The sequence below is a fragment of the Kribbella sp. NPDC049174 genome (genome assembly GCF_043197365.1).
GTDB lineage: Bacteria > Actinomycetota > Actinomycetes > Propionibacteriales > Kribbellaceae > Kribbella.
Map to the genome: position 1 here is coordinate 724827 of NZ_JBICSZ010000001.1, position 23514 is coordinate 748340.

The following is a 23514-nucleotide window of genomic DNA, read 5'->3' on the forward strand; positions in this document are numbered from 1 at the left end:
CCCAGTCTGCACGACCGATCTCCTACTCCCAGCGGAACCAGCGAGTGGCCGCGGCCGACAGGACCACCGTCCACGCGGCGAGCACTCCGAGGTGGGACCACGCGGGCCAGTCGCCGGCTGACGCCTGGTCGAGGGCGCGGGCCGCGGCGCCGAAGGGCGTGAGGATGACGATGTGGTGAAGGACCTTGGGCATGGCCTGCACGGGCAGCCACAGACCTGCCGAGAACAAGCTCGGGAAGAACACCGCGGTGCCGATCGCGGTCGCGATCCTCGCCGTCCGGGCGAGGGCTGACACCAGGGCTCCCAGGGCGAGTGCAGCAGCGGCCGTGAGCAGCAGCGCCAGCGCGTAGCCGAAGGCTTGGTGTGGCAACCGTACGTCGAATGCGAGCCGGCCGATCGCCATGCAGACCAGGGCGGATACCACCCCGGCCGCGCCGTTGAGTCCCACCTGCGCGGTCAACAGCGCGGACGGGCGGACCGGAGTCGCCGACATCCGGCGCAGGATGCCGCGCTCGCGATAGCCGGTGATGATGGGCGGCATCGCCTGCAGACCGGTCATGATCAGTGCGACCAGGACGAGGACGGGCACGTAGACGTCGATGAGCCGGAGGCCGCCGAGGCCGTCGTCGACCTTCCGGAACGACGGAATCGACCCAAGGATCACCAGCAGCAGGGGTGGAAACCCCATGACCCAGAAGAGATTGCCGGGCTCGCGCCGGAAGAGCCGGGCCTCGGCCCGCAGGACGGCGACGCCGGGTGTGGGTGCAGTCGTGGTCATCACTTGGCTCCAGTCAGGTCGAGGAAGGCGTCGTCCAAGGTGGCGTCGGTGACGCGGAGTTGGTGGGCGGTGATGTGGTGCCGGGCGAGCAGCGAGAGCACCGCGTTGACGGTCTCGTCGGTGCCGCTGAGGGTGATCCGGTCGTCCTTGTACTCGACGGATGCGAGGGCGGGCAGCGAGGCCAGCTCGGTGTCGTCGAGAGGTGCCGACGGTGTGAACGAGATGACGGTGGATCCCGCCGTACGACCGATGAGTCCGCTGGGTGTGTCGAGTGCGGTGATCTGCCCGTTGTCGATCACGGCGATCCGGTCGCAGAGCCGCTGCGCCTCCTCCATGAAGTGCGTGACGAGGAGGACGGTGACGCCGCGGGCGCGGACGTCCTCGACGACCTGCCAGGTGTCGCGGCGGGCCCGCGGGTCGAGGCCGGTGGTCAACTCGTCGAGGACGACGACCCTGGGGTTCCCGATCAGCGCGAGCGCGATGAACAGACGCTGCTTCTGGCCGCCGCTCAGGACCCCGAACCGGGTGTTCAGCCGGTCGGTGAGGCCGAGGCGTTCGGCGAGCGGGCGCCAGTCGGCCGGGTTCGGGTAGAAGGCGGCGTACAGCTCGAGCGCTTCGCGGACGGTGAGCTTGGGCTGCAGCTCGCTCTCCTGGAGCTGGGCGCCGAGGACCTGCGTCACGGCCGCGTGATCGGCGACCGGGTCGAGCCCGGCGACCCGGATCCGGCCCGCGTCGGGGACCCGCAGGCCCTCGACACACTCGACGGTGGTGGTCTTGCCGGCGCCGTTCGGGCCGAGGATCCCGAAGATCTCACCTTCCTCGACGGTGAACGAGACACCGTCGACGACGGTCCGGCCGCCGTACGACTTCCGCAGATCGTTGACTTCGACAACAGCCCCGCGGGCCGCCGTTCTCGTACTCGCTGTGGTCATACAACGAGCCTCGCGGACGACCCACCTCGGTCACATCGCCCATCAAGATCGACCCGGTATCAACCGATCGGATGATGCCTCAGTCCGTCAGAGAGCGCGGCGGTAGGCGGGCAGAGCCTCCGCCAAGGACGGGTAGTGGTCCGGCCCGATGCTCCGGATCAGGTCGGCGAGCCACTTCGCCGCCCCGGAGGTACGCACCCAGCCACCGTGCTCGACGGCCAGGTCGTGGGCCCCGGCCAGTACGTCGATGCCGGCCGACTCCATCACGGTGACGCGCCGCAGATCCACCACCAGCTTCGGCAACTTGGTCGTGATCACATGCCTGAGCTCGGTCTCGAACGCCGGCGCGGTCACGTCATCAACCTGACCGGCCACGCGAATCACCGCACACTCCCCGACAGCACTCCACCCACAAACAAACGGCCCACTCACCTGCGACGGCGGCCGAGCAGACGCAACCACCCGCGGCTCCGGGACAGGACTCTCCACTGTCGTCTCCTCACATCCACCAGCAACCAAACCCATTCAACAATCCCCGTTCAACCGCTAGGTACCCCACAGCTAACCCCCGACTACTGAGCGTGGCGATGCTGCAAGGAAGGATCTGAGCCGGTGTCCCAGAAGCGCGGGCTACTTCGCGTAGAGGGCGTCGATGTCGGGCTGGTGGTTGCGGGTGACGATGTGGCGGCGGAGGGAGAGTTTGAGGGAGAGTTCGTCGGTCTCCTGGGTCCAGTCGTTGGGGAGGATGACGAACTTTCTGATCGCCTCGGCCTTGGAGACGGTGCCGTTGGCTTCGTCGACGGCCTTCTGGACCTCGGCGATCAGGTCGGCGTCGTTCACCAGCGACGGTACGTCGGTGGGCTTGCCGCGCTCGGTGGCCCAGGGGACGATCGTCTCGGGGTCGATGGTGACGAGGGCGGCGATGAACGGCTTGCCGTCGCCGACGACCATGCACTGGCTGACCAGCGGGTGCAGGCGGATCCGGTCCTCCAGTACGGCCGGCGCCACGTTCTTGCCGCCGGCGGTGACCAGGATCTCCTTCTTCCGCCCGGTGATCCGGATGAACCCGTCGACGTCGAACTCGCCCAGATCGCCGGTGTGGAACCAGCCGTCGGCATCGATCGCGGCCGCGGTCGCGTCGTCGTTCTTCCAGTAGCCCTGCATCACCTGGCCGCCCTTGAACAGCAGCTCGCCGTCGTCCGCCACACCGACCGTCACACCAGGAAGCGGCCGGCCCACGGTGCCGATGCGGATGTCGTCGGGCAGGTTCACCGACACCGCGGCGGTGGTCTCGGTCAGGCCGTAGCCCTCCAGCACCGGTACGCCGATGCCGCGGAAGAAGTGGCCGAGCCGGTCACCGAGTGGTGCGCCGCCGGACACGGCGTACTGGACCTGGCCGCCGAGAACAGCGCGCAGCTTGCCGTACACCAGCCGGTCGAACAGCGCGTGCTTGGCCTTCAGCCCGAACGACGCGCCGCCCTTGTCCTGCGCCTGCGAGTACGCGATCGCGGTCTCCGCGGCGGCGTCGAAGATCTTCCCCTTGCCGTCCGCGTGCGCCTTCTGGCTGGCCGAGTTGAACACCTTCTCGAACACCCGCGGCACGCTCAGGATGAAGGTCGGCTTGAACGAACCCAGGTCGTCGACCAGGTTCTTCATGTCGGCGCTGTGGCCGACCTTGACCCGCATCATCACGCACCCGACCTGGATGATCCGGGCGAACACGTGCGCCAGCGGCAGGAACAGCAGCGTGCTGGCGCCGTTGACGTCGAACAGGTCGTCCAGCACCTTCACCGCCGGGTCGAGCTCGGCGATGAAGTTGGCGTGGCTGATCTTGCAGCCCTTCGGCCGGCCCGTCGTACCGGAGGTGTAGATCAGCGTCGCCAGGTCCTCGGACTCGACCGCCGTACGGCGCTTGTCGAACTCGGCATCGCTGATCTGCTGGCCGAGCACGGTCAGCTCCTCGACCGCACCTGCCTCGATCTGCCAGACCTCCTGCAGCGCTGGCGCATCGGCCCGGGCGGACTCCACCACAGCACCGTGCGCGGCGCTCTCGACCACGGCGGCGACCGCCTCGGAGTCGGTGAGGATCCACTGGATCTGGGTCGCGGACGAGGTCTCGAAGATCGGCACGGTGACGGCGCCGATGCTCCAGATCGCGTAGTCGACCAGGGTCCACTCGTACCGGGTCGGGCTGAGCAGGGCGACCCGGTCGCCGTGCTTCACGCCGGCCGCGATCAGGCCTTTCGCGACCGCGGTCACCTGACGGGCGAACTCGGCCGCGGTCACGTCGAGCCAGCCACTCTCGGCTCTGCGGCTGAACACGGCAGTGTCAGGATGAGAGGACGCGTTCGCCCAGACGGGGTCGCTCAGACTCCCGGTGGGTGGCTCGGTCACAGCAGGAACGGTGTACTCACGCATCCGCGTCGTCTCCTCAGTCGGTCACGAATTGTCGACTCCGGCGCACGCTACAGTCACCTACCCATAAGTAGCCAGGTTCATGTGACCCAAGGAACAGGTGCCTAGTAGCAATGCCCGCGCTCGACATCAGTTGCGACGACCTGGTCGTTGCTGATCCAGCCTACGTCGCCGAGCGGTTCGGTTCGGACACCCTCTGGCGCGAGTGGTGGCCGGACCTGACCCTGACCCCGTCCGAGCGGCGCGGGCTGGAGGGGGTCCGCTGGGCTGTCACCGGTGCGGCGATCGGTACGGCGGAATGGTGGCTGGAACCGGTCCGCGACGGGGTGCTGGTGCACTGGTATCTGCGGGTCGACCCGGCGCACCCGGTCCGCGGCCGGGCCCTGGCCAGACTGCAGGAGAGGTACGTCGCGCAGTACCGGGAGCGGCTGTGGCGGTTCAAGGACGAGGTCGAGGCGGGCCGCGCCGCGGGCGAGCGCCGTACCGGATCCGAACCCGCGATAGTCTCCGGGGAGGGAACCGACCCGCAGCAGTCCACGCACGTCCCGTCCCGGCAGCAAAGAGGTGAATCGATGGCGGAACAGACCACCTCGACCATCGTGGTGAACGCGACCCCGAAAGAGATCATGACGGTGATCGCGGACTTCGCGGCGTACCCGGAATGGGCCGACTCGATGCGGGAGACCGAGGTGCTGTCCACCGATGAGGCGGGCCGGCCGAAGCAGGTCCGGTTCAAGGTCGATGCCGGGGCGATCTCGGACGAGTACACCCTGGACTACACGTGGTCCCGCAACGAGGTGACCTGGACGCTGGTGCGGGCCAAGATGGTGAAGGGGATGGACGGCGCCTATGTGTTGCGCGACCTGGGCGCGGAGGGGACCGAGGTGACGTACCGGCTGGCCGTGGACGTGGCGATCCCGATGATCGGGATGCTCAAACGCAAGGCGGAGAAGGTCATCATCGACACGGCCCTGAAGGGGCTCAAGAAGCGCGTCGAGTCCTGATCCAGTGACTCGGGTTCTGCTCTACACAGGTAAGGGCGGCGTAGGCAAGACGACCTCCGCCGCGGGCACCGCCACGCTCGCCGCGTTGCGCGGGCTGCGCACGCTGGTGCTGTCGACCGATGCCGCGCACTCGCTCTCGGACGCGTTCGACTCCGAGGTCGGCGGTGAGCCGACCGAGATCGACGACCTGCTGTTCGTCCAGCAGATCGACGCGCAGCGCCGGTTCGAGCGGTCGTGGGGTGACATCCAGGCGTACCTGCGGTCCGTGCTGAACATGGTCGGGGTGGACCCGATCGAGGCCGAGGAGCTGACCGTGCTGCCGGGTGCCGAGGAGGTGCTCGCGCTGCTCGAGGTGCGCGACCATTTCCGGTCCGGCCGCTGGGACGTGATCGTGGTGGACTGCGCACCGACCGCGGAGACGCTGCGGCTGCTCGCGTTGCCCGAGGCGCTGAACTGGTACATGGACCGCATCTTCAACGCCGAGCGCAAGGTGATGCGGACCTTCCGGCCGTTCCTCAGTCGTACGTCGGGCATCCCGATGCCGGACGACACAGTCTTCGACGCGCTCCGCCGACTGCAGAGCGACCTGACCGACATCCGCACCTTGCTGGCTGGTCCGGACGCATCCGTGCGGCTGGTGCTGACGCCGGAGGCCGTGGTCGTGGCCGAGGCGCGACGGTCGCTGACCCGGCTCTCGCTGTACGGCTACCGCGTGGACGGCGTGGTGGCGAACCGGGTGTTCCCGGCCGCCGGTGCGGATACCTGGCGGCGTCAGTGGGTCGCGGCGCAGCGCGGGATCCTCGAGGAGGTCGCCGACTCGTTCCGGCCGCTGCCGATCTGGGAATCGCCGTACCGGGTGTGTGAACCGGTGGGTGTCGAGGAGTTGGCGGCTTTCGCCGTGGAGATGTACGGCGGCGACGACCCGTTCGCCAGGGCGACGGACGAGACATCGCTGTGGGTGGATCGGCACATCGACACCGATGGGCGCACGTACACGCTGACCATGCCGTTGCCGTTGGCATCCGCGAGTGAGCTGGAGCTGGCGCGGCACGGGGACGAGCTGATCATCACGGTCGGGTCCTACCGCCGCGTGCTGCCGTTGCCGGCCGCGCTGGCGCGTGGAGTCGTCGCGGGTGCGCGACTGGACGACGGTCGGCTGCAGGTGCGGTTCGCGCCGCGGGAGTCGGCTCGCGCGGTCACGACCGACCTGCCGAGCGGGACCGGGCCGTTGGAGTCGGCGCAGGAGCTGGCACAGGGGCTGACGGCCGAGTACCACGCACAGCGCCTCGAGCGCGAGGCTGCGATCGGGGAGGGCCGGTGAGCAAGGAACCGATCGGTTCCGTCGCCGAGGAGGCGGCCAAGCTGTTCGCCGTCCTCCAGCAGGCCGCGCACACGCAACCGCCGGCTGCCGACGCGACGCGTCCGGCGCCGCCGGACGACGCACGAGATAGCGACGCACGAGATAGCGACGCACGAGATAGCGACGTCCGGGATGGCGACGTGCGGGACGACGATGCTTCCGGCGTACGGCGGGAGGACGACGCGTCCGGCGTACGTCGGGATGCTGCCGCGGACGACGGACACGAGCACGGGATCGGGCGCGGGCCGGAGTGTCAGTGGTGTCCGGTGTGCCAGTTGATCAACAAGGTGCGCAGCACCAGCCCGGAGACGATCGAGCAACTGTCGACGGCCGCGGCGCATGTGCTCGGGTCGGTGCGATCGTTGCTGGAGGCAGCGGCGGAGGCCGCCCGGCAGGCGCGGGAGGACGCAGAGTCGCGGACCCCGGAACGCCCAGCCCAGCAGGAGGAGCCGAGCCGGTCCCGGGTGGACCGGATCGACGTGAGTGAGGACCCCGAACCATGGGACTGACCATCGGCATCGATGTCGGCGGGACCAAGATCGCGGCCGGTGTGGTCGGCCCGGACGGCGCGATCGGCGCCCGGACGCAGCGCGACACCCCAGCCACGTCGGTCGACGAGACCGCCGCGGCGATCTGCGACGCGGCGGCCGAACTGATCGCCGGGAACGACGTGGAGGCGCTCGGCATCGGCGCCGCCGGGTTCGTCTCGTCGGACCGGTCGACGGTGCTGTTCGCGCCGAACCTCGCGTGGCGGGACGAGCCGCTCGGCGCCCGGGTCGCGGAGAAGCTGAAGATCCCGGTCGTGGTCGAGAACGATGCGAACGCCGCCGCGTGGGGCGAGTTCGCCTTCGGTGCGGCCAAGGACGTCGATCACATGGTCTGCATCACCGTCGGCACCGGGATCGGCGGCGCCGTCGTGACCGACGGCGAACTGTTGCGCGGGGCCCATGGTGTCGCGGCCGAGCTCGGGCACATGCGCGTCGTACCGGGCGGGCATCGGTGTGGTTGCGGTGCGCGCGGGTGCTGGGAGCAGTACGCGTCGGGCCGGGCGCTGGTCCGGGAGGGGCGGGCGCAGGCCGAGTCGGGTTCACTGGCGGCGGCGCAGATGCTGAGCGTGTGCGGGATCTCCGATCCGGCCGAGCTGACCGGACCGATGATCACCGAGGCGGCCGCCGCGGGCGACCCGTGCGCGGTCGAACTGCTGGACGACCTCGGCCGCTGGCTGGGCGAGGGCCTGGCGAGCATCGTGACGCTGTTCGACCCGAGCGTAGTCGTGATCGGCGGCGGGGTGAGCGCGGCCAGGCATCTGCTGCTGAAGTCGGCCCAGGTCGCGTTCGAGAAGAACCTCCCGGCCAAGGCCAACCGGCCGCACCCGACCTTCGGCCTGGCCGAGCTGGGCAACGACGCCGGCCTCATCGGTGCCGCCGACCTGGCCCGCCGGCCCGTCTCCGCATGACGGCGTACCGGCTGGTGGACCGACGGACGCGGGATACTGGACATAGTCCGGCGGGGGCTGGGGGTACGGCGAGGAGGCTCGTGCAGTGGCTCTGACGCAGGCTTTGACGATCGGGATCGACATCGGCGGCACCAAGGTGGCCGCGGGCGTGGTCGACCCGGAGGGCAACATCCTGGACCGGTTGCGCCGGGACACGCCGACGAAGGACCCGCGGGAGACCGAGGACGCGATCGCGGAGATCGTCCGCGACCTGGAGTCCCGGCACGACGTGATCGCGGTCGGCATCGGCGCGGCCGGGTTTGTCGACGGGACTCGGTCGTCGGTCCTGTTCGCTCCGCACCTCGCCTGGCGGCACGAGCCGCTGCGGGACGCGGTCGAGCGGCGGCTCGGCCTGCCGGTGGTGGTCGAGAACGACGCGAACGCGGCCGCCTGGTCCGAGTGGCGGTTCGGCGGCGGTCAGGGCGAGAGCCACCTGGTCTGCGTGACACTCGGCACCGGTATCGGTGGCGCGATCCTGAACGACGGGTCGCTGCAGCGTGGGAAGTTCGGCATCGCGGGCGAGTTCGGACATATGCAGGTCGTGCCGGGCGGGCATCGGTGCGAGTGCGGCAACCGCGGCTGCTGGGAGCAGTACGCCTCGGGTAATGCGCTGACCCGGGAGGCGCGGGAGTTGGCGCTTTCGGGTTCGCCGGTCGCGCACAACCTTTTGCGAGCGGCCGACGGCGATCCGCGGAAGATCAACGGGCCGATGGTGACCGAGCTGGCCAAGGACGGCGATCCGGTCGCGGTCGAGTTGCTGGAGGATGTCGGGCGCTGGCTCGGGATCGGTCTCGCCAACCTCGCCGCGGCGCTGGATCCGGGCACGTTCGTGATCGGTGGCGGTGTGTCGGATGCGGGTGAACTGTTGCTGGCGCCGGCGCGGGAGGCGTTCAAGCGGACGCTGACCGGGCGCGGGTTCCGGCCGGAGGCGCGGATCGTGCGCGCGGTGCTCGGTCCCGAGGCCGGCATGGTCGGTGCTGCCGACCTGGCCCGCGAGGAAGCGACCTGGCTGCGTCGGGTCCGGGTCAAGACGACCGCCGTCACGGCGAAGACCGCGGCCGCCCGCAACCGGACGACCCGCCTCGAACGAGCCGCTCGCAAGTCGGCCGCCCGCCGCACCGGCATGCGCGCGGCAGCCCCCGACGAGAACCTTCACCACGCCGACGTGAAGGGCGACCCCGACGCATGATGCTGGGTCCCGACCCGGGATCTGGGACGACGGGCGAACCTGGCACGGGTACGGCGGGCAACCTCGGACCGCCCGGTGACGCGGCGGTGTTGCGGGTGCTGTCGTACAACGTGCATCGGTGGGGGGACGACCGGGCGGCGTTGGCGCGGGTGGTGAAGGGGTGTGCGCCGGACGTGATGCTGGTGCAGGAGGCGCCGACTTGGTGGGGCACCCGGCGGAAGCGTCGCGCGATGGCGGACAGCTTCGGCATGACGTACGTCATCGGGTCCGCCCGCAACGCGATCCTGGTTGCCGACGGCACCGAACTGGCCGAGCCACTGCACTGGCGGATCTGGCGCCCGTTCGTCCGCCGCCGGCTCCGGCTGATCGCGACCCAACTCCCCGGCGGAGCGGTCGGCGGCCGCATCACCCTCGGCTCCACGCCGCTGGCCTTGGTCGTCTGTCACCTCGGCCTGCACATCCGCGGCCGACAGCATGAGCTCGAACAGGTCCTCCGCGGCTGCAGTTTCTTCGGTACGCCGTACCTCCTGGTCGGAGACCTGAACGAAGAACCCGACGGCCCGGTCTGGAAACGCCTCGCCGAGGAAGGCCTCACCGACCTCGGCGCCGACGCCGGCCACACCTTCAGCTCCTCCAACCCCCACAAACGCATCGACGGCGCCCACCTCACCCCGCCCCTCACCGGCCGAGTCCTGCCCACCCCAGCCACCCCCGAAGACCTGGCCGCCGCCTCCGACCACCTCCCCATGCTCATCGAACTGACCTCATAGATCGGATGTCTCCAGGGGCAACCTTGGATCGCTGCGGCCAGCACGGTGAGGATCCCCGAGATTCATAGGATCAATTACTGGTGGCGTGCGATGGAGGGTCTGCTGGTATGAGCTCGCAGCGGCTGTATTACGACCGGCCGGCCGAGGTATGGGTGGAGGCTTTGCCGCTGGGGAACGGGCGGATCGGGGCGATGTGCTTCGGTGGGGTCGGCGCGGACCGGATTGCCATGAACGACGAGACCTGTTGGTCGGGGAGTCCGGAGACTGCGCGGCTGCTGTCGGCGCCACTCGGTGCGACCGGTGCCGAGGCGGTCGAGGACGTGCGAGCGGCGCTGGCGGCCGGCGAGATCGGTCGCGCTCACGAGTTGGCGCGCGGATTCCAGGCCGCCCACTCGCAGGCGTACCTGCCGCTCGGTGATCTGCTGCTCGATGTCCAGATCGGCGACTCCACACCGACGGCTGGCGACGTGACGCAGTACCGGCGGACTCTCGACCTCGACACCGCGACTGCTGTGGCGCAGTACAAGACCGATGGAGTTGCGGTCCGGCAGGAGGCGTTCGTGAGCGCTCCGGCCGGAGTGCTGGTACTGCGACTGACGGCATCGCAACCGCTCACGCTCACCGCGCGACTCGCCTCACAATTGCAGGCCCGGCCGCATGCGGTCGCGAACGGTCTCGGGCTCCTCCTGCAGGCGCCGGCCAGTGTCGCGCCACCGAACCGCAAGGCACCGGAACCCGTCCGGTACTCCGAGGGACCGGACCGCGGCATGGCGGCGGCCATCGCACTCCGCACCAAGACCGATGGCGAACTGACCGCGACAGACACCGGCCTCACCATCAACCGAGCCACCGACATCACGCTGATCCTTTCCACCGCGACCGGGTACGACGGTCCGTTGACCCCGCCGACCCGGACAGCCGAGGAGTGCTTCGCCCAGGCTGACGAGAAGGTTGCCGCGGCCATCGATCGCCCGTACGACGAACTCGTCCAGGAGCACACCGCGGACCACCAGGAACTGTTCCGCCGCTCGTCACTCGAACTGGATGACCCTGGCGACCAAGCCGACGTACCGACCGACGTGCGGCTGGCTCGAGCCGTCGAAACGGACGACCCATCCCTTGCCGCGCTGGTGTTCGACTACGGGCGCTACCTGATGATCGCCGGCTCGCGTCCGGGTGGGCTGCCGACGAACCTGCAAGGGATCTGGAACGACATCCTGCAGCCGCCGTGGAGTTCGAACTACACGGTCAACATCAACACCGAGATGAACTACTGGCCGGCCGAGACGACCAGCCTTCCCGAGTGCCATGAACCGTTGCTCGATTTTCTCGAGCACCTCGCCGAGGCAGGGCGCCGTACCGCGAAGGAGCGCTACGGCTGCGGTGGCTGGACCGCGCATCACAACGTCGACGCGTGGTGCTGGACGATCCCGGTGGCGGGTGACCCGCGGTGGTCCAACTGGCCGATGTCCGGTGCGTGGCTGGTCCGGCACCTGTGGGACCACTATGCGTTCAGCGGCGATCCGGAGTTCCTGGAGCGGGCCTGGCCGATCCTGCGCGGCGCGGCGGAATTCGGCCTCGACTGGCTGGTCGAGTCGCCGGACGGCGCTCTTGGTACGTCGCCGTCGACGTCACCGGAGAACACCTACCTGGCCGACGGCAAGCCCGCCTCGGTGACGGTGTCGGCGACGATGGACCTCGCGCTGATCTCCGATCTGTTCCATCGCTGTGAACTCACGGCCGAGGCACTCGGGCTGTCCGATCCGCTGATCGAGCAGTTCGCCGCGGCCCGCAAACGCATCCCGGACCCGCCGATTGGTGGCCAAGGGCAACTTCAGGAGTGGGCGGCCGATCTGCCCGAGCAGGACCCGCACCATCGCCACATGTCGCACCTGATCGGTCTTCATCCCGGCGATGCGATCACGCCGGACGGTACGCCGGCCCTCGCGACCGCGGCGGCGCGGACGCTCGACCTGCGCGGCGATCGGGCCACCGGCTGGTCGCTGGCCTGGAAGATCAATCTGCGGGCCCGGCTGCGCGACGCCGCCGGGGCACACCGGCTGGTGCGCGCCTTCCTGAGCCCGGCCGATGACACCTCGACGGACTACGTGGGCAGTGGCGCGGGTGTCTACCCGAACCTGTTCTGCGCGCACCCGCCGTTCCAGATCGACGGCAACTTCGGCGCGACGGCGGGGATCGCAGAGATGCTGCTGCAGAGCCACACCGGTGAGATCGAGCTGCTGCCTGCTGTACCGGTGGAGTGGGCGACCGGTCGGGTGACCGGACTGCGGGCGCGCGGCGGCGTCACGGTCGACCTCGACTGGTCGCCGTCCGGGCTCAACGCCGTGCTCACGGCGAACCGGGACCAGCAACGCATCATCCGGTACGGCGACCAGCGCATCCCGGTCACCCTGACCGCCAGGGCCGCGCACCGCCTCGACCTGAGGGCCCGGCCCGTTGGTGAGTAGGCCCGGGACGGTGGGGTGATCGGTCCGCGAGTCTTGCTCGCTACCGAGCCTGTGATTAGCTGGCCGGCATGACTGAGCTCGGACCCGTCGCCTGGCCGCCTGAGCCGATCAAGACCGAGAGACTCGTCCTCCGTGGGTCCGAGGCCCGGGACCGTTCGGCGTTCATCGAGCTGCTGGCGTCGCCAGAGGTGCACACCTACCTCGGCGGCCCGCGGGCGCGTGACGAGCTCGAGCGCGAGCTGCCCGAGGCGCCCGAGCGGTGGCCCGGGAGTTTCGTCGTCGATCTCGACGGGGCGATGATCGGCCAGATCCTGCTCCGGAGAGCAACGGGGCACAGTCGCCCGGCTGCCGCGGGGAAGGCCGATCTCGGCTACCTGTTCCTGCCGCGGGCGTGGGGATTCGGGTACGCCGCCGAGGCGTGCGCGGCGGCACTCGACTGGTTCGACGGCGTTCTTCCCGGCGAGCCGGTGGTGCTCACCACCCAAAGCGCCAACGTCGGCTCGATGCGCCTCGCGGCAAAGCTGGGGTTCACTGAGGTAGAGCGGTTCCAGGCCTGGGACGCCGAGCAGTGGCTCGGCCAGCGGAGCTAGCGGCGGAGGAAGAGAAGGACGGCCAGGACGCGGCGGGATTCGCTGCCGGTGGACGGCAGGCCGAGTTTGCCGAAGATGCTCGAGACGTACTTCTCCACCGCGCGCACCGTGATGACCAGCTGATCGGCGATGCCCTGGTTGGAGTTGCCGGCCGCCATCAGCCGGAGGACCTCGCGTTCGCGCGGCGTCAGCTGGTCCAGCGGATCGTCGGCACGGCGCCGCGACAGCAGCGTGGACACGATGGTCGGGTCGATCGCCGATCCGCCCGCGGCCACTCGTCGTACCGAGGCCAGGAAGTCGGGGACGTCGCTGATCCGGTCCTTCAGCAGGTAGCCCACGCCATCGGCCGAGTCGGCGAGGAGCTTCATCGCCAGGCCTGGTTCGACGTACTGCGACAGCACGAGTACTGCGACCTCGGGATGCTCGGCGCGGATCTCGACGGCTGCCCGGAGACCTTCGTCGGTGTGGGTCGGCGGCAGTCGAATGTCGACAATCACAACATCGGGCAGCTGAACCCGGAGCACCGCGCGGAGTTCGTCGGCGTCGCCGCAGCTGGCCACGACGTCGAACCCGGCCTCGCTGAGCAAGCGGGCCAGACCTTCGCGCAGCAGCACGCTGTCTTCGGTGATGGCTACCCGCACGGCAACTCCGCCCTCAGTCGGGTGCCGCCACCGCGGGGGCTCCAGATCCGCAACCGGCCGCCGAGCGACTCGACCCGGTCCGCCAGGCCGCGCAGCCCGGTGCCTTGCTCGGTGTCGGCGCCGCCGATGCCGTCGTCGACGACCTCGACCACGAGCAGGCCGTCGACCCGGCGCACGTCCACGCCGGCGCACTGTGCGTGGGCGTGCTTGCCCACGTTGGTCAGGCTCTCGCTCACCACGTAGTACGCCGCGACCTCGACCGCTTCGGCCAGGCGTTCGTCCGGCGCGACCGTCAGGGTGACCGGCATCGGCGCCCGAGACACCAAGGAATCCAAGGCGACCGCGAGACCGTGCGCGGTGAGAACAGCCGGATAGAGACCGTGGGCGATGTCGCGGAGTTCGTCGAGTGACACCGAAATCTCCTTGCGGGCCTTGCTCAGCAGCGTCTTCGCCTCCGGGTCCGAGCCCAGCCTGGTCTCGAGTACGCCGAGATCGAGCGAGAGCGAGACAAGTCGCTGCTGGGCGCCGTCGTGCAGGTCCCGCTCCAGCCGCCGGCGCTCCTGCCGGCCGACCTCGAGCACCCGGGCCCGGGATCCGCGCAGTTCGGCGACATTCGCCCGCAACTCCGCCTGCAGCCGACCGGTCTCGAGCGCGATCGCCGCGGCCGCGCTGACCGCGTCGAGCAGGTCAGGCTCCTCGGTCAATGCCGGGTCGTGCAGCAGCGCCGCGACCCGCGCCCCGTCCCGATCGATCATCGTCACCCGGGCCGGATCCGCCGGCAGCTCCACCGGCCGGCCGTCTTGGTCCGCCCAGCTACCGAACTGCGGCAGCCAATACACCAGGTCCACCGACGGATCCCGCAACGCTTGCGCCAGCAGAGCGCGCAGATCGTTCGGATCACCGCGCAACGCGAGCACCAGATCGGCGACTGCCGTACGCGCGAGGCGAGCTTGCAGGAGTCCGCCGAGATACGCGATCGGGGCAAGACCGATCAGCGCCAGGCTGACGTCGCGGATCACCGGAAACGCGAGTCCCTCGAAGACACCGACGATGAGCAGGACGGCGATCATCAGCAGGCCGAGGATGAAAGCGTCGATGAGCAGGGCCAGCGATCGACGCAGCGGCCGGCCATCGGCTCGTCGCCGGGAGATGAGTAACCCGACGGCGGTCAGTGCGACCCCGCTGATCACGAGCAACTCGATCGCGTGCAACGGTCCGGCCACCTCCGGTACGTCGGCGATTGTCAACAAATGACCGCCGCCGGGACCGCCGAGCATCATCACCACCAGTTGGACGCCAAATGCCGCGGCGTACCCGGTTCCGACCAGCAAACGCTCGTACCCGTGCCGCAGACGACCGCCCGGAAACGCCAGACTGACGTGCACGACGAGGACCAGCGGCACCAGGTCGAGTGCCTGCCCGATGGTGTGGGGGAGCGCGGCGTTCGCCCAGATCAGTGCACTCGCCAGTACGCCGAAGCCGGTCACGATCATCAGCGGCCCGAACCGGTTCGCCGGCCGGTGGTGCCACGCGATCAAGCCGCCACAGGAGTACGACGTCGCGATCCACAGGATCAGGAGCGCATGGACCGGATCGACGTCACCGGCCGCGGCGAGGGCGACCGTCGTACCGGCTCCGACCAGCAGAGCGGCGGTCGTCAGCAGCAGCGCGGGTTTTGTCGCCATCGGAGCCCCTTGCTCAAGCTACGCGCGCCGACCAGAAAACCGAACCCCTGAACGACCAGTCAGCCGCCTTACCGTCCGCCTTCCCGGCTGCCAGCGTTGAAGGTGTCCAAGGGGGCAGCGATGAAGACACGCATCATTCAGAACGAGCCCGGCGACGAGGCTGTCCGGCCGATTCGCGATTCAGGCAAAGGCCTGGTGGCCGCGGTGTCGGAGGTGGCGAGGTTTAGGCCGACCGCGTCGTACCAGCGCTTCGCGTACGCCTGCGGGGCGCTCCTGGTGCTCAGCGGACTCTTCCACCTGGTCGTCTATCTGGTCGACGGCGGACCGTGGGGAGGGCCGCTGTCGTGGCGCAAGCCGATCGTGTTCGGTCTGTCCTTCGGCATCACCCTGGTGACGATCGCCTGGCTGATGCCCTTCCTGCGGGCCGGCCGGGTGACCGGCTGGATCGTGGTGGGACTGTTCTCCGTGGCGTCGGTGGCCGAGGTGTTCCTGATCTCGATGCAGACCTGGCGCGGCGTCGCCTCCCACTTCAACGAGACGACGCAGTTCGACTCGTCGGTCTTCTCGTTCATGGGCATGCTGGTGATGCTGATCGCGGTCCTGACGGTCTACGTGACCGTTCGGTCGTTCGTCCGGATGGACGCGCCGCCGTCGCTCGCCTGGGCGCTTCGCCTCGGGCTGGTGCTGATGCTGGTCAGCCAGGCGGTCGGCGCGCAGATGATCGCCGAGGGCGGCAACACGTACGGCGTGGCCGGTGCCCTGAAGGTGCCGCATGCCGTCACGCTGCACGCCGTCCAGGTCCTGCCGGCGTTGGCGATCCTGCTGCTGGTCTCCAGGTCCACCGAGCGCCGCCGGGTCAGGATCGTCGCCCTCGGCGCGGTCGGGTACGCCGTACTGATCGCGTCGACCCTCGTCCAGACGTACGACGGCCGCGGCCCACTCGACCTCAGCCCGCTGACGTCCGTGCTGGCCCTTGTCGGCCTCGCCATCCTGGCCGCCGTCGGTGTCGTGACCCTGAACGGGATCAGGCCTGAGAACCGCTGAGGAACCGGTTGACCTCGTTGACCAGGACCGGCCAGGCGGGTTCGTTCTCGGTGATGATGTGGTTACTGCTGTCCAGGTAGACCAGCCGGCTGCCGGGGATGAGCTTGGCCAGCTCCACGGCCTGTGACTCCGGGACCCGGATGTCGCCGCGTGAATGCACGATCAGCGTGGGACAGCGAATGCTCGGGGCGACGGCCGAGACGTCGATGTGTGCGAACGCGTCGAGGAACCGGACGACGTTCTCCACCGAGGTGGTCGCGCGCTGCAGTTCGTTGAAGGCGCCCCACGTCTCCCGCGGTGCGTCCGGCAGGAACTGACTGGCGAACACCTGCCGGAAGGTGGCGTCGTCGCGGCGCCAGCTCAGGCGCCCCAGCGCGAGGTCGAGGCCGGCCTCCTGGCGCTCCTCCTCGGAGGTCGCGCGGGCGAGCCGGCCCCGGCTGTAGGCGCCGATCAGGACGAGCTCGCTGACCCGCTCCGGGTGCCGTTCGGCGTAGGAGATCGCCACCGCACCGCCCTGGGAGACGCCGAGCAGCGGGAACCGGTCCACCCCCGCGGAGTCGACCACCAGCTCGAGATCCTCGACCCACGCGTCGAGCCCGAACTCGGTCACGTCCCAGTCCGAGAGTCCGCAGCCGCGTTCGTCGTACCGGATCAGGCGGTGGGCTCCGGCGAGCCACTGGATCCAGTGCCGCCAGATGACGCTGCTCCACTCGTGATCGAGGTGAGTGAGCCAGTTCGCTGCCTTGACCAAGGGCGGCCCGTCACCGCAGACCGCGTACGCGAGCCGGACGCCGTCGGGGGTGTCGCAGTAGTGGATCTCCTGCGTCATGCGCGCTTCCGGGACGGGCGGCGCGCTCGGTTCCCAGAACACCTCGACCGGTGCGACGAAGCGGTACCCGACCCCGTGCACCGTGGCGATCACCTCTTGCCGATGCCCGTCGTCGCCGACCGCCCGGCGAGCGTCCTTGAGCCGGCTGGTCAACGCGGAGTCGCTGATGAAGCGGTTGCCCCAGACCACATCGAGGAGTTCGCGTTTCGGTACGACGCGATCGCGGTGCTCGATCAGATGGACCAGCACGCCGAAGACCTGACGCTCCACGCGCACCTGATCGCCACCCCGCCGGAGCACGAAACCGCGGGGATCCACTTCGCAGTCGTGGAAGCGATACGTCATCAGGCCCCTCTGACCGAGTTTGCCACGAACGAGCCGCCGGGTCTCCAGTTGTTCTCGGGACGGTCTGCAGATCTTCTTCATGACACCCGGGCACCCCGGCTGCCACCGTGATCCGGCGGGATCACGGCCAGGGGGTGGCCGGCCCGGATCATTTCCGAGGGGGAAATCAGAATGAACGTGGACCGACTGGGTCATGCCGTCGTGATCGGCGGGAGTATGGCCGGAATCCTGACCGCACGGGCGCTGAGCGAGCGCTTCGAGCAGGTCACCGTCGTCGAGCGGGACCAACTGCCCGACGGCCCGGACGTCCGCAAGGGGGTGCCGCAGGCGCGCCACCTGCACGCGTTCTGGGCGGGTGGGATGGAGGTCGTCGAACGTCTGCTGCCAGGCGTCGGGAGCGATCTGCTGGCGGCGGGGGCGGTGGACCTGAGCTTGCCGACGGACATGGCCTGGCTGACGCCCGCCAACCGCTGGACCCAAGCGTTCCCGCCGACGCAACGCATCGTCTCGGCCACCCGGGCGCTGCTCGAATGGACCGTACGGAGCCACGTCGAGAAGGTCACCAACATCGGCTTCTACACCGACCACGAGGTCACCTCGCTGAGGCTCGGGCCAACCGGCGACGTGTCCGGGTTGACGCTGCGCGGCCGGCACAGCGGTACGACGGCCGACCTGCCCGCCGATCTGGTCGTCGACGCGAGTGGACGCGGCTCGAAACTACCGGAGTGGCTCGGCGAACTCGGCTTCGCGGCGCCCGAGGAGAGCACCGTCGACTCCTTCCTCGGCTACGCGACGAGGTTGTTCGAGATTCCCGCCGGGTTCAGCGCCCGCTGGAAGGCCGTCTACATCCAGAACGCGCCGCCGGTCGAGCCACGCGGCGGCATCATGTTCCCGATCGAGGGGAACCGCTGGGTGCTGACGCTGATCGGTGGCGGTGGGGACTACCCGCCGACCGACGAGCAAGGGTTCCGTGACTTCGCCGCCAGCCTGCGCAGTCCGTTGCTGGCCGACATCCTCAGGGTTGCCCAGCCGGTCTCGCCGATCTGGGGCTACCGCCGGACTGCGAACCGCTGGCGTCACTACGAGAAGCTCACCATGCCGGGTCGGCTCCTCGCCGTCGGAGACAGTCTCTGCGCCTTCAACCCGGCGTACGGACAAGGGCTGACGGTCGCGGCGAAGGAGGTCGAGGTTCTGGCGGGCATCCTCGCCGGTTGCCGCTCCCAGGCCGACCTGCCGCGGGCGCTTCGAGGAGCGCAGCGGGCGATCGCCGCGCGGGCCAAGGGGCCGTGGATGCTGGCCACCGGTTCGGACCTGCGCTACCCGACGACAGTCGGCGCGAGTCAGAGCCGGATGGACAAGCTCGTCAACAAGTACCTCGACCGCGTCCTGGCCGCCGTTTCCGACGACGCGGCCGTGAGTGCCGCCTTCCTACGAGTCCTCAATATGATCGACGAGCCACAAGCCCTGTTCTCGCCACGGCTCATGCCCCGCGTGCTCCGGCCCCGCCGACGCCGCCCGTCCACGGTGTCGAACGGCTTCATCGTCGACGAGCAAAGCCCGGCGTTCAGCTCCTGAACCCGACTCACCACCTCACGCCAACGGTCACTTGTGACCGCTGGCGTGCAGGCGGTGGTAAACCGTCTCCCACCGCCGGCAAACTGGACTAGCTCTTGCGGCGGTTGAGGAAGGCGAGCATGGCTTCCTGGGCGGCGGGGGAGCCGAACAGGCTCGCCGAGAGCTCGGCGAGATCCTTGCCGCGGGCATCGATGTCGGCGAGGAGTTCGCGGTTGAGCAGCTTCTTGGTCTCCCGCAGACCCTGGGGAACGCCCTTCAGCAGCGACTCCAGGACGCTCTCGACCGCGTCGTCCAGGTCGGCGTCGGGGACCGTCAGGGTGACCAGCCCGAGGCGTGCCGCCTCCAACCCGTCGAACCCGTTGCCGGTGAGGAACGTGTACGACGCGGCCCGGTCATGGAGCCGCGGCATCACGGTCAGCGAGATCGTCGCCGCCGCGAGCCCCAGCCGCACCTCGGTGAGCGCGAAGGTCGACTCCGCCCCCGCGACGCTGATGTCGGCCGCCGCGACGATCCCGATCCCGCCGGCCCGCACCGGCCCGGCGACGCGGGCGAGAACCGGCTTCGGGTTGGCGACGATCGCCCGCTGGACGTCGACCATCCGCTGCGCGCCGACCCCCATCCCGATCGTGGTCGCCTCGGACAGGTCGGCACCCGAGCAGAACACCTCCAGCGCCGACCGGATCACGATCACCCGGACGGCGTCGTCCGCGCCGGCCGCCTCCAGCTGCTCCAGCAGCTCCCCGGTCAGCTGCTGCGAGAGCGCGTTCTTGTTGTGTGGCGAGTCCAGCGTGATCGTCGCCACGCCGTCGGCAGCCTCGAGGTGCACCAGTTCGGTCATGTGCTCATCCAACACCCACTCGGCCTCGCCTGCTGTAATCAGCCGCACAAGGCCGCAGCGTCAGGATGCGGGCGGCGGCGTCGTCGGCACGAGATGGTCCGCGTGCCGGTGCGCGATCTTCCAGTCGCCGTCCTCCCGGCGGAAGACCATCGTCGCCCGCAGCAGGTGCGGGACCGCCTCGGACCGGTCGAGGTACTTGACCGTGCAGCGCTCGATCGCCACCGAGTACGCCGTGTCCGCGCCCGCGTGCTTGTCCAGGTACTCGAACTCGACCGTCGCGCCGCTCGGGCTGAACTGCGAGGCGGCCCACTCGTACCGGGGCCCGATCTGCGTCCAGCCGATCTCGTGACCACCGAAGCCGCCGAAGATCGAGGTCTGCTCGCTGCGCGACACCAGCGAGAGCCACAGTGACGCGTCGCCGTTGACGAACGCGGTGTTGGCCTCCTCGAACCGGCGCAGGAACGACTCGAACGGCTGCGTCATCAGGGCTGTCTCCTGTCCTCTCGCACGGGTCGCACGCAGGGACCAGCCTGACCCGCGGCCGGGGTCATCGGCAAACGGTTACTTGTTGCCCTCGTAGTCGGGGGAGAGCTCGCGGGCCAGGTGCTCGATGAACAGGCCGACGTCGGTGACGATGCCGCGGGCCTGGGACGAGCCGCGGTCGGCCAGCTTGGTCACCGTGGCCGGGTTGATGTCCACGCAGGTGAGCGGGATGGACGCCGGCAGGATGTTGCCGGTAGCAACCGAGTGCAGCATGGTCGCGGCCATCAGGCAGTAGCCGACACCGGGTAGCTCGGCCCGCATCGCCCGCTGGCCTTCGAGAACGTCGGTGTAGACGTCCGGGAGCGGTCCGTCGTCGCGCACCGACCCGACCAGGACGAACTTGTTGCCCTTCTTCACCAGCGCGTGCATCACTCCGGAGGTGAGCACTCCCTGCTCCACCGCGGCTGCGATCGAACCCGCCTTGCGGATCGTGTTGATCGCCCGGATGTGGTGCTCGTGGCCGTGTTCCACCCCGCGACCCCGGGCCAGGTCGACGCCGAGCGACGTACCGTAGAGGGACGACTCGATGTCGTGGGTCGCCAGCGCGTTCCCGGCGAACAGGACATCGACGAAACCGGCCTCGACCAGTGCCACCATGGCCGGCGCGGCGCCGGTGTGGACAATGCCCGGGCCGCCGACCCAGAGCACCTTCTGGCCGTTCGCCTTCGCCTCGCGCATCCCGTCGGCGACCTGCTTGACCAGCACCCGCTGCGGCTTCTCGCTGGAGACGTCCGACTCCATGAAGCCGAACCCCTCCTCGGTGTTCACCGCGATCGGGGGAATGACCTTGACGCCCTGCGCGCTGGTGATGATCCGCATCCCGGCCTTCACCTCGGACATCGGGATGGTCCGGACGCTCTCACCCTCGACCAGCAGACCGCAGTCCATCTCCGGGTTCTGGACGACGACCCAGTGGCCGCCGAGCCGGACGCTGGTCGGCAGGTTCGTGGTCGAGTAGAACCCGTCCGGGAACACTCCGTCGATGGACACCTCGGTGATCTCCGGCGTACCGGGGTCGACCAGGTTCGCACCCTTGGTCTGGATCCGCATCAGCAGCCGCTGCAGGGACTCCTCGTCCTCCGCGCCGACCGTCATCCGGACGGTGGACGGGTCGTCCTTGTCGTAGCCGAGGTCGAACCTGTCCAGCGTGTACTCGCCGCCGTACCCGCGGATGTCGTCCAGGACCCGGGACAGCAGCCCGGAATCCATCAGGTGGCCGGTGATCTCGACGGTCTCGGTGACCTGCACGGGTGTACCTCCCTCGGCATTCGTCGGATTGTCCGACGATCCGCACTGTAGCGTGCCGATGTAACTAATGCTTCACCCGGCTCACAGTGCGGTACAGGGCTAAACGACCGCGCCGTCGTCCGGGGTGTCGTCCTGCGGCAGCCGGTCCTTCATCCGGATCACCAGGGTCAGGAAGCCACCGATGAAGCCGACCACCGCGATCGTGGTGATCCGGCCGGTGCCGAAGTCGAGCACAGCCGCGAGGATCAGCAGCAGTGGGCCGCCGATCAGGCCGAGCCAGGCGATCCGGCTGATCCAGTCCAGCCGGGGGCCGCGCGGCGGCTCCGGCGGGACGAAGTGGTCGTGCGGGTCGTCGGCGCGCTTCGCCGGCGGCGTCTCCTTCTCGTCGTCGTCCTCGTCGTCGTCGCCGACGATCAGCCCGGCCGGTACGTCGATCAGCGGCTCGTACTTCTCGTCGACGTCCTCACTGGCCGGCCACCGCGGCACCGGCGTCTCTCCGCCGTCGTGCCCGGGCGCGGACGGCGCGTTGAACTGCTCGACCAGCGACTTCCACTCCGCGTCCTCAGTACTCCGCTCAATCACCGGCCGAGCCCGATCCACCGCCCCGCTGTCGACGAAGATCACTTCGAATCCGGCCGGCACCCGGGCCGGCTCCTCGGCCTTGGCCGGCGCTTCGGGCTTCTCGGCCGACTCTGCCTCGACGCCGTTGTCCACCTGGTCCGCCGGACGGGTCTCGGCTTCGGCGGCTTCCGGCGTTCGCGACTCCTCGGGCGTGCCGCAGTACGCCGCGATGCCGGCTTCGGCGAGGGCGGTGAGGACGGATTCGGCGATCAGGGGGTCGATACCGCCCACGGAGGTGTACTCGGCGGCGGTCAGGCCGTTGTCACGCATCGGCGCCCTGCTCTCCGATCGTGCTCAGGCGCCGGATGAAGGCTGCGGAGTCCGCGAAGATGCGCGGTGCGTCGTTGTCCAGAGTTGCCACGTGATAGCTGTCCTCGAGCAGGGTCTCGGTCACGTCGCGGGACGAGATCGAGGCCAGTACGGTCCGCCCCGAGCTCGGTTCCACCACGTGATCGACAGTACTGCGGAACATCAGCACCGGCTGTGTGACTTTGGCCAGATCCGCTCGCGTGAGGGTCCACAACTGCGACAGCGAGTGCAGCGCCCGCAGCGGCATCCGGTCGTACGCACCCTCGTCGACATCCGGTTTCTTGATGTCGTTCGAGATCCCCGGGAACGACGGAACCAGCCGCGACAGCACCGGCAGCACGACCAGCCGCTTGTCATCGGTCCGCACCGACGGATTGATCAGGACCAGACCGGAAACGTCGCTGCCGTGCTCCTCGGCCAGCCGCAGCACCAGGCAGCCGCCCATCGACAGTCCGACCAGGAACACCTGGTCGTGCTCCTTGCGCAACCGCTCCAGCTCGTTGTCCAGGACGGCGTACCAGTCCGGCCAGCCGGTCTTGTTCATCTCCTGCCAGGACGTCCCGTGCCCGGGCAGCCGCGGTACGGCGACGCCGTACCCCTCGGCGGCCAGGTGCTCCGCGAACGGGCGCATCGCCTTCGGTGAACCGGTGAAACCGTGGCTGAGCAGGACTCCGACGGCGGCGTTCTGCCCGGATCCAGGGCTGCGGAACTCCTCAGCATGGCCTTGCACTGGCACGGTCCACTCCTCGCCGGTCACGGTCCTCACAGGCGGTCGGGCGCACGAGGGCCTGACCGCAGGCCAATGGTCGCATCTGGGCTGCATCCAGTCTGCATC

General features: G+C 69.3%; 22 protein-coding genes. 10 read left to right on the top strand and 12 right to left on the bottom strand.

The features are described from left to right. Positions 1-22: 22 nt before the first annotated feature. From ACGFIF_RS03340 to ACGFIF_RS03355, 4 genes are all read right to left on the bottom strand, one after another. Positions 23-778 carry an ABC transporter permease gene (locus ACGFIF_RS03340; RefSeq protein ID WP_393150909.1) on the bottom strand — a complete coding sequence of 252 codons (756 nt, stop codon included), beginning with the start codon at positions 776-778 and terminating at the stop codon, positions 23-25. Continuing rightward, a complete protein-coding gene (locus ACGFIF_RS03345) occupies positions 778-1710 on the bottom strand; it encodes an ABC transporter ATP-binding protein (protein WP_393150911.1) in 933 nt (310 codons plus the stop codon). The genes ACGFIF_RS03340 and ACGFIF_RS03345 overlap by 1 nt, the downstream gene beginning before the upstream one ends. An 87-nt stretch (positions 1711-1797) precedes the next feature. Then, positions 1798-2094, bottom strand: a complete 297-nt coding sequence (locus ACGFIF_RS03350; protein WP_393150913.1) for an STAS domain-containing protein — start codon at positions 2092-2094, stop codon at positions 1798-1800. 246 nt (positions 2095-2340) lie between these two features. Continuing rightward, a complete protein-coding gene (locus tag ACGFIF_RS03355; RefSeq protein WP_393150915.1) occupies positions 2341-4128 on the bottom strand; it encodes an AMP-dependent synthetase/ligase in 1788 nt (595 codons plus the stop codon). Between the two features lie 110 nt (positions 4129-4238). On the opposite strand from ACGFIF_RS03355, the gene ACGFIF_RS03360 reads away from it, so the two are divergent. The 8 genes from ACGFIF_RS03360 (at position 4239) to ACGFIF_RS03395 (ending at position 13001) form a co-directional block, all read left to right on the top strand. Then, on the top strand, positions 4239-5129 hold the full coding sequence (locus ACGFIF_RS03360) for an SRPBCC family protein (RefSeq protein WP_393150917.1): 891 nt from the start codon (positions 4239-4241) through the stop codon (positions 5127-5129). Positions 5130-5133: 4 nt separating this feature from the next. Further along, positions 5134-6450: an ArsA family ATPase gene (locus ACGFIF_RS03365; RefSeq protein ID WP_393150919.1), complete on the top strand. Its 1317-nt coding sequence runs from the start codon at positions 5134-5136 to the stop codon at positions 6448-6450. Then, entirely contained in the window at positions 6447-6998 is a 552-nt protein-coding gene (locus tag ACGFIF_RS03370) for a hypothetical protein (RefSeq protein ID WP_393150921.1), read from the top strand. The genes ACGFIF_RS03365 and ACGFIF_RS03370 overlap by 4 nt, the downstream gene beginning before the upstream one ends. Further along, on the top strand, positions 6989-7945 hold the full coding sequence (locus ACGFIF_RS03375) for an ROK family glucokinase (RefSeq protein ID WP_393150923.1): 957 nt from the start codon (positions 6989-6991) through the stop codon (positions 7943-7945). The genes ACGFIF_RS03370 and ACGFIF_RS03375 overlap by 10 nt, the downstream gene beginning before the upstream one ends. Before the next feature lie 85 nt (positions 7946-8030). Then, a complete protein-coding gene (locus tag ACGFIF_RS03380) occupies positions 8031-9173 on the top strand; it encodes an ROK family glucokinase (RefSeq protein ID WP_393150925.1) in 1143 nt (380 codons plus the stop codon). Continuing rightward, the gene (locus tag ACGFIF_RS03385) at positions 9170-9943 is read left to right on the top strand and encodes an endonuclease/exonuclease/phosphatase family protein (RefSeq protein ID WP_393150927.1); all 774 of its coding nucleotides are present in this window, start codon (positions 9170-9172) and stop codon (positions 9941-9943) included. Before ACGFIF_RS03380 ends, ACGFIF_RS03385 begins: the two co-directional genes overlap by 4 nt. A gap of 107 nt (positions 9944-10050) precedes the next feature. Beyond that, on the top strand, positions 10051-12411 hold the full coding sequence (locus ACGFIF_RS03390) for a glycoside hydrolase N-terminal domain-containing protein (RefSeq protein WP_393150929.1): 2361 nt from the start codon (positions 10051-10053) through the stop codon (positions 12409-12411). Between the two features lie 68 nt (positions 12412-12479). Beyond that, positions 12480-13001: a GNAT family N-acetyltransferase gene (locus ACGFIF_RS03395; protein WP_393150931.1), complete on the top strand. Its 522-nt coding sequence runs from the start codon at positions 12480-12482 to the stop codon at positions 12999-13001. Here ACGFIF_RS03395 and ACGFIF_RS03400 read toward each other — a convergent pair. Together ACGFIF_RS03400 and ACGFIF_RS03405 are read right to left on the bottom strand one after the other, a co-directional pair. Continuing rightward, positions 12998-13642, bottom strand: a complete 645-nt coding sequence (locus ACGFIF_RS03400) for a response regulator (protein ID WP_393150933.1) — start codon at positions 13640-13642, stop codon at positions 12998-13000. The two genes, ACGFIF_RS03395 and ACGFIF_RS03400, sit on opposite strands and share 4 nt — an antisense overlap. Beyond that, positions 13633-15327 carry a sensor histidine kinase gene (locus ACGFIF_RS03405; RefSeq protein ID WP_393150935.1) on the bottom strand — a complete coding sequence of 565 codons (1695 nt, stop codon included), beginning with the start codon at positions 15325-15327 and terminating at the stop codon, positions 13633-13635. The genes ACGFIF_RS03400 and ACGFIF_RS03405 overlap by 10 nt, the downstream gene beginning before the upstream one ends. Before the next feature lie 120 nt (positions 15328-15447). Between ACGFIF_RS03405 and ACGFIF_RS03410 the strand changes: the two genes are divergently transcribed. Next, the gene (locus ACGFIF_RS03410; RefSeq protein ID WP_393150937.1) at positions 15448-16371 is read left to right on the top strand and encodes a hypothetical protein; all 924 of its coding nucleotides are present in this window, start codon (positions 15448-15450) and stop codon (positions 16369-16371) included. Here the strand turns inward: ACGFIF_RS03410 and ACGFIF_RS03415 are convergent. Then, a complete protein-coding gene (locus ACGFIF_RS03415; protein ID WP_393150939.1) occupies positions 16352-17545 on the bottom strand; it encodes an alpha/beta fold hydrolase in 1194 nt (397 codons plus the stop codon). The genes ACGFIF_RS03410 and ACGFIF_RS03415 overlap by 20 nt on opposite strands. Positions 17546-17716: 171 nt before the next feature. Here ACGFIF_RS03415 and ACGFIF_RS03420 point away from each other — a divergent pair, with 171 nt between their 5' ends. Then, a complete protein-coding gene (locus tag ACGFIF_RS03420) occupies positions 17717-19120 on the top strand; it encodes an FAD-dependent oxidoreductase (protein WP_393150942.1) in 1404 nt (467 codons plus the stop codon). Positions 19121-19208: 88 nt separating this feature from the next. Here the strand turns inward: ACGFIF_RS03420 and ACGFIF_RS03425 are convergent, their stop codons facing one another. From ACGFIF_RS03425 to ACGFIF_RS03445, 5 genes are all read right to left on the bottom strand, one after another. Beyond that, complete coding sequence (locus ACGFIF_RS03425) at positions 19209-19958, bottom strand: enoyl-CoA hydratase-related protein (protein ID WP_393150944.1); 750 nt, start codon at positions 19956-19958, stop codon at positions 19209-19211. A 60-nt stretch (positions 19959-20018) separates the two neighbouring features. Next, positions 20019-20441 carry a YybH family protein gene (locus ACGFIF_RS03430; protein ID WP_393150946.1) on the bottom strand — a complete coding sequence of 141 codons (423 nt, stop codon included), beginning with the start codon at positions 20439-20441 and terminating at the stop codon, positions 20019-20021. Between the two features lie 78 nt (positions 20442-20519). Beyond that, positions 20520-21749 carry a TIGR00300 family protein gene (locus ACGFIF_RS03435; protein WP_393150948.1) on the bottom strand — a complete coding sequence of 410 codons (1230 nt, stop codon included), beginning with the start codon at positions 21747-21749 and terminating at the stop codon, positions 20520-20522. A 99-nt stretch (positions 21750-21848) separates the two neighbouring features. Further along, positions 21849-22640, bottom strand: coding sequence for a hypothetical protein (locus tag ACGFIF_RS03440; RefSeq protein ID WP_393150950.1), 792 nt, complete (start codon positions 22638-22640; stop codon positions 21849-21851). Further along, complete coding sequence (locus ACGFIF_RS03445) at positions 22633-23415, bottom strand: alpha/beta hydrolase (RefSeq protein ID WP_393150953.1); 783 nt, start codon at positions 23413-23415, stop codon at positions 22633-22635. The genes ACGFIF_RS03440 and ACGFIF_RS03445 overlap by 8 nt, the downstream gene beginning before the upstream one ends. Positions 23416-23514: the final 99 nt, after the last annotated feature.

Coding starts and splice junctions, on each gene's coding strand:
- ACGFIF_RS03340 (WP_393150909.1), bottom strand. CDS start 778: ATGACCACGACTGCACCCACACCCGGCGTCGCCGTCCTGCGGGCCGAG.
- ACGFIF_RS03345 (WP_393150911.1), bottom strand. CDS start 1,710: ATGACCACAGCGAGTACGAGAACGGCGGCCCGCGGGGCTGTTGTCGAA.
- ACGFIF_RS03355 (WP_393150915.1), bottom strand. CDS start 4,128: ATGCGTGAGTACACCGTTCCTGCTGTGACCGAGCCACCCACCGGGAGT.
- ACGFIF_RS03360 (WP_393150917.1), top strand. CDS start 4,239: ATGCCCGCGCTCGACATCAGTTGCGACGACCTGGTCGTTGCTGATCCA.
- ACGFIF_RS03375 (WP_393150923.1), top strand. CDS start 6,989: ATGGGACTGACCATCGGCATCGATGTCGGCGGGACCAAGATCGCGGCC.
- ACGFIF_RS03385 (WP_393150927.1), top strand. CDS start 9,170: ATGATGCTGGGTCCCGACCCGGGATCTGGGACGACGGGCGAACCTGGC.
- ACGFIF_RS03390 (WP_393150929.1), top strand. CDS start 10,051: ATGAGCTCGCAGCGGCTGTATTACGACCGGCCGGCCGAGGTATGGGTG.
- ACGFIF_RS03395 (WP_393150931.1), top strand. CDS start 12,480: ATGACTGAGCTCGGACCCGTCGCCTGGCCGCCTGAGCCGATCAAGACC.
- ACGFIF_RS03405 (WP_393150935.1), bottom strand. CDS start 15,327: ATGGCGACAAAACCCGCGCTGCTGCTGACGACCGCCGCTCTGCTGGTC.
- ACGFIF_RS03410 (WP_393150937.1), top strand. CDS start 15,448: ATGAAGACACGCATCATTCAGAACGAGCCCGGCGACGAGGCTGTCCGG.
- ACGFIF_RS03415 (WP_393150939.1), bottom strand. CDS start 17,545: ATGACGTATCGCTTCCACGACTGCGAAGTGGATCCCCGCGGTTTCGTG.
- ACGFIF_RS03420 (WP_393150942.1), top strand. CDS start 17,717: ATGAACGTGGACCGACTGGGTCATGCCGTCGTGATCGGCGGGAGTATG.
- ACGFIF_RS03425 (WP_393150944.1), bottom strand. CDS start 19,958: ATGACCGAACTGGTGCACCTCGAGGCTGCCGACGGCGTGGCGACGATC.
- ACGFIF_RS03430 (WP_393150946.1), bottom strand. CDS start 20,441: ATGACGCAGCCGTTCGAGTCGTTCCTGCGCCGGTTCGAGGAGGCCAAC.
- ACGFIF_RS03440 (WP_393150950.1), bottom strand. CDS start 22,640: ATGCGTGACAACGGCCTGACCGCCGCCGAGTACACCTCCGTGGGCGGT.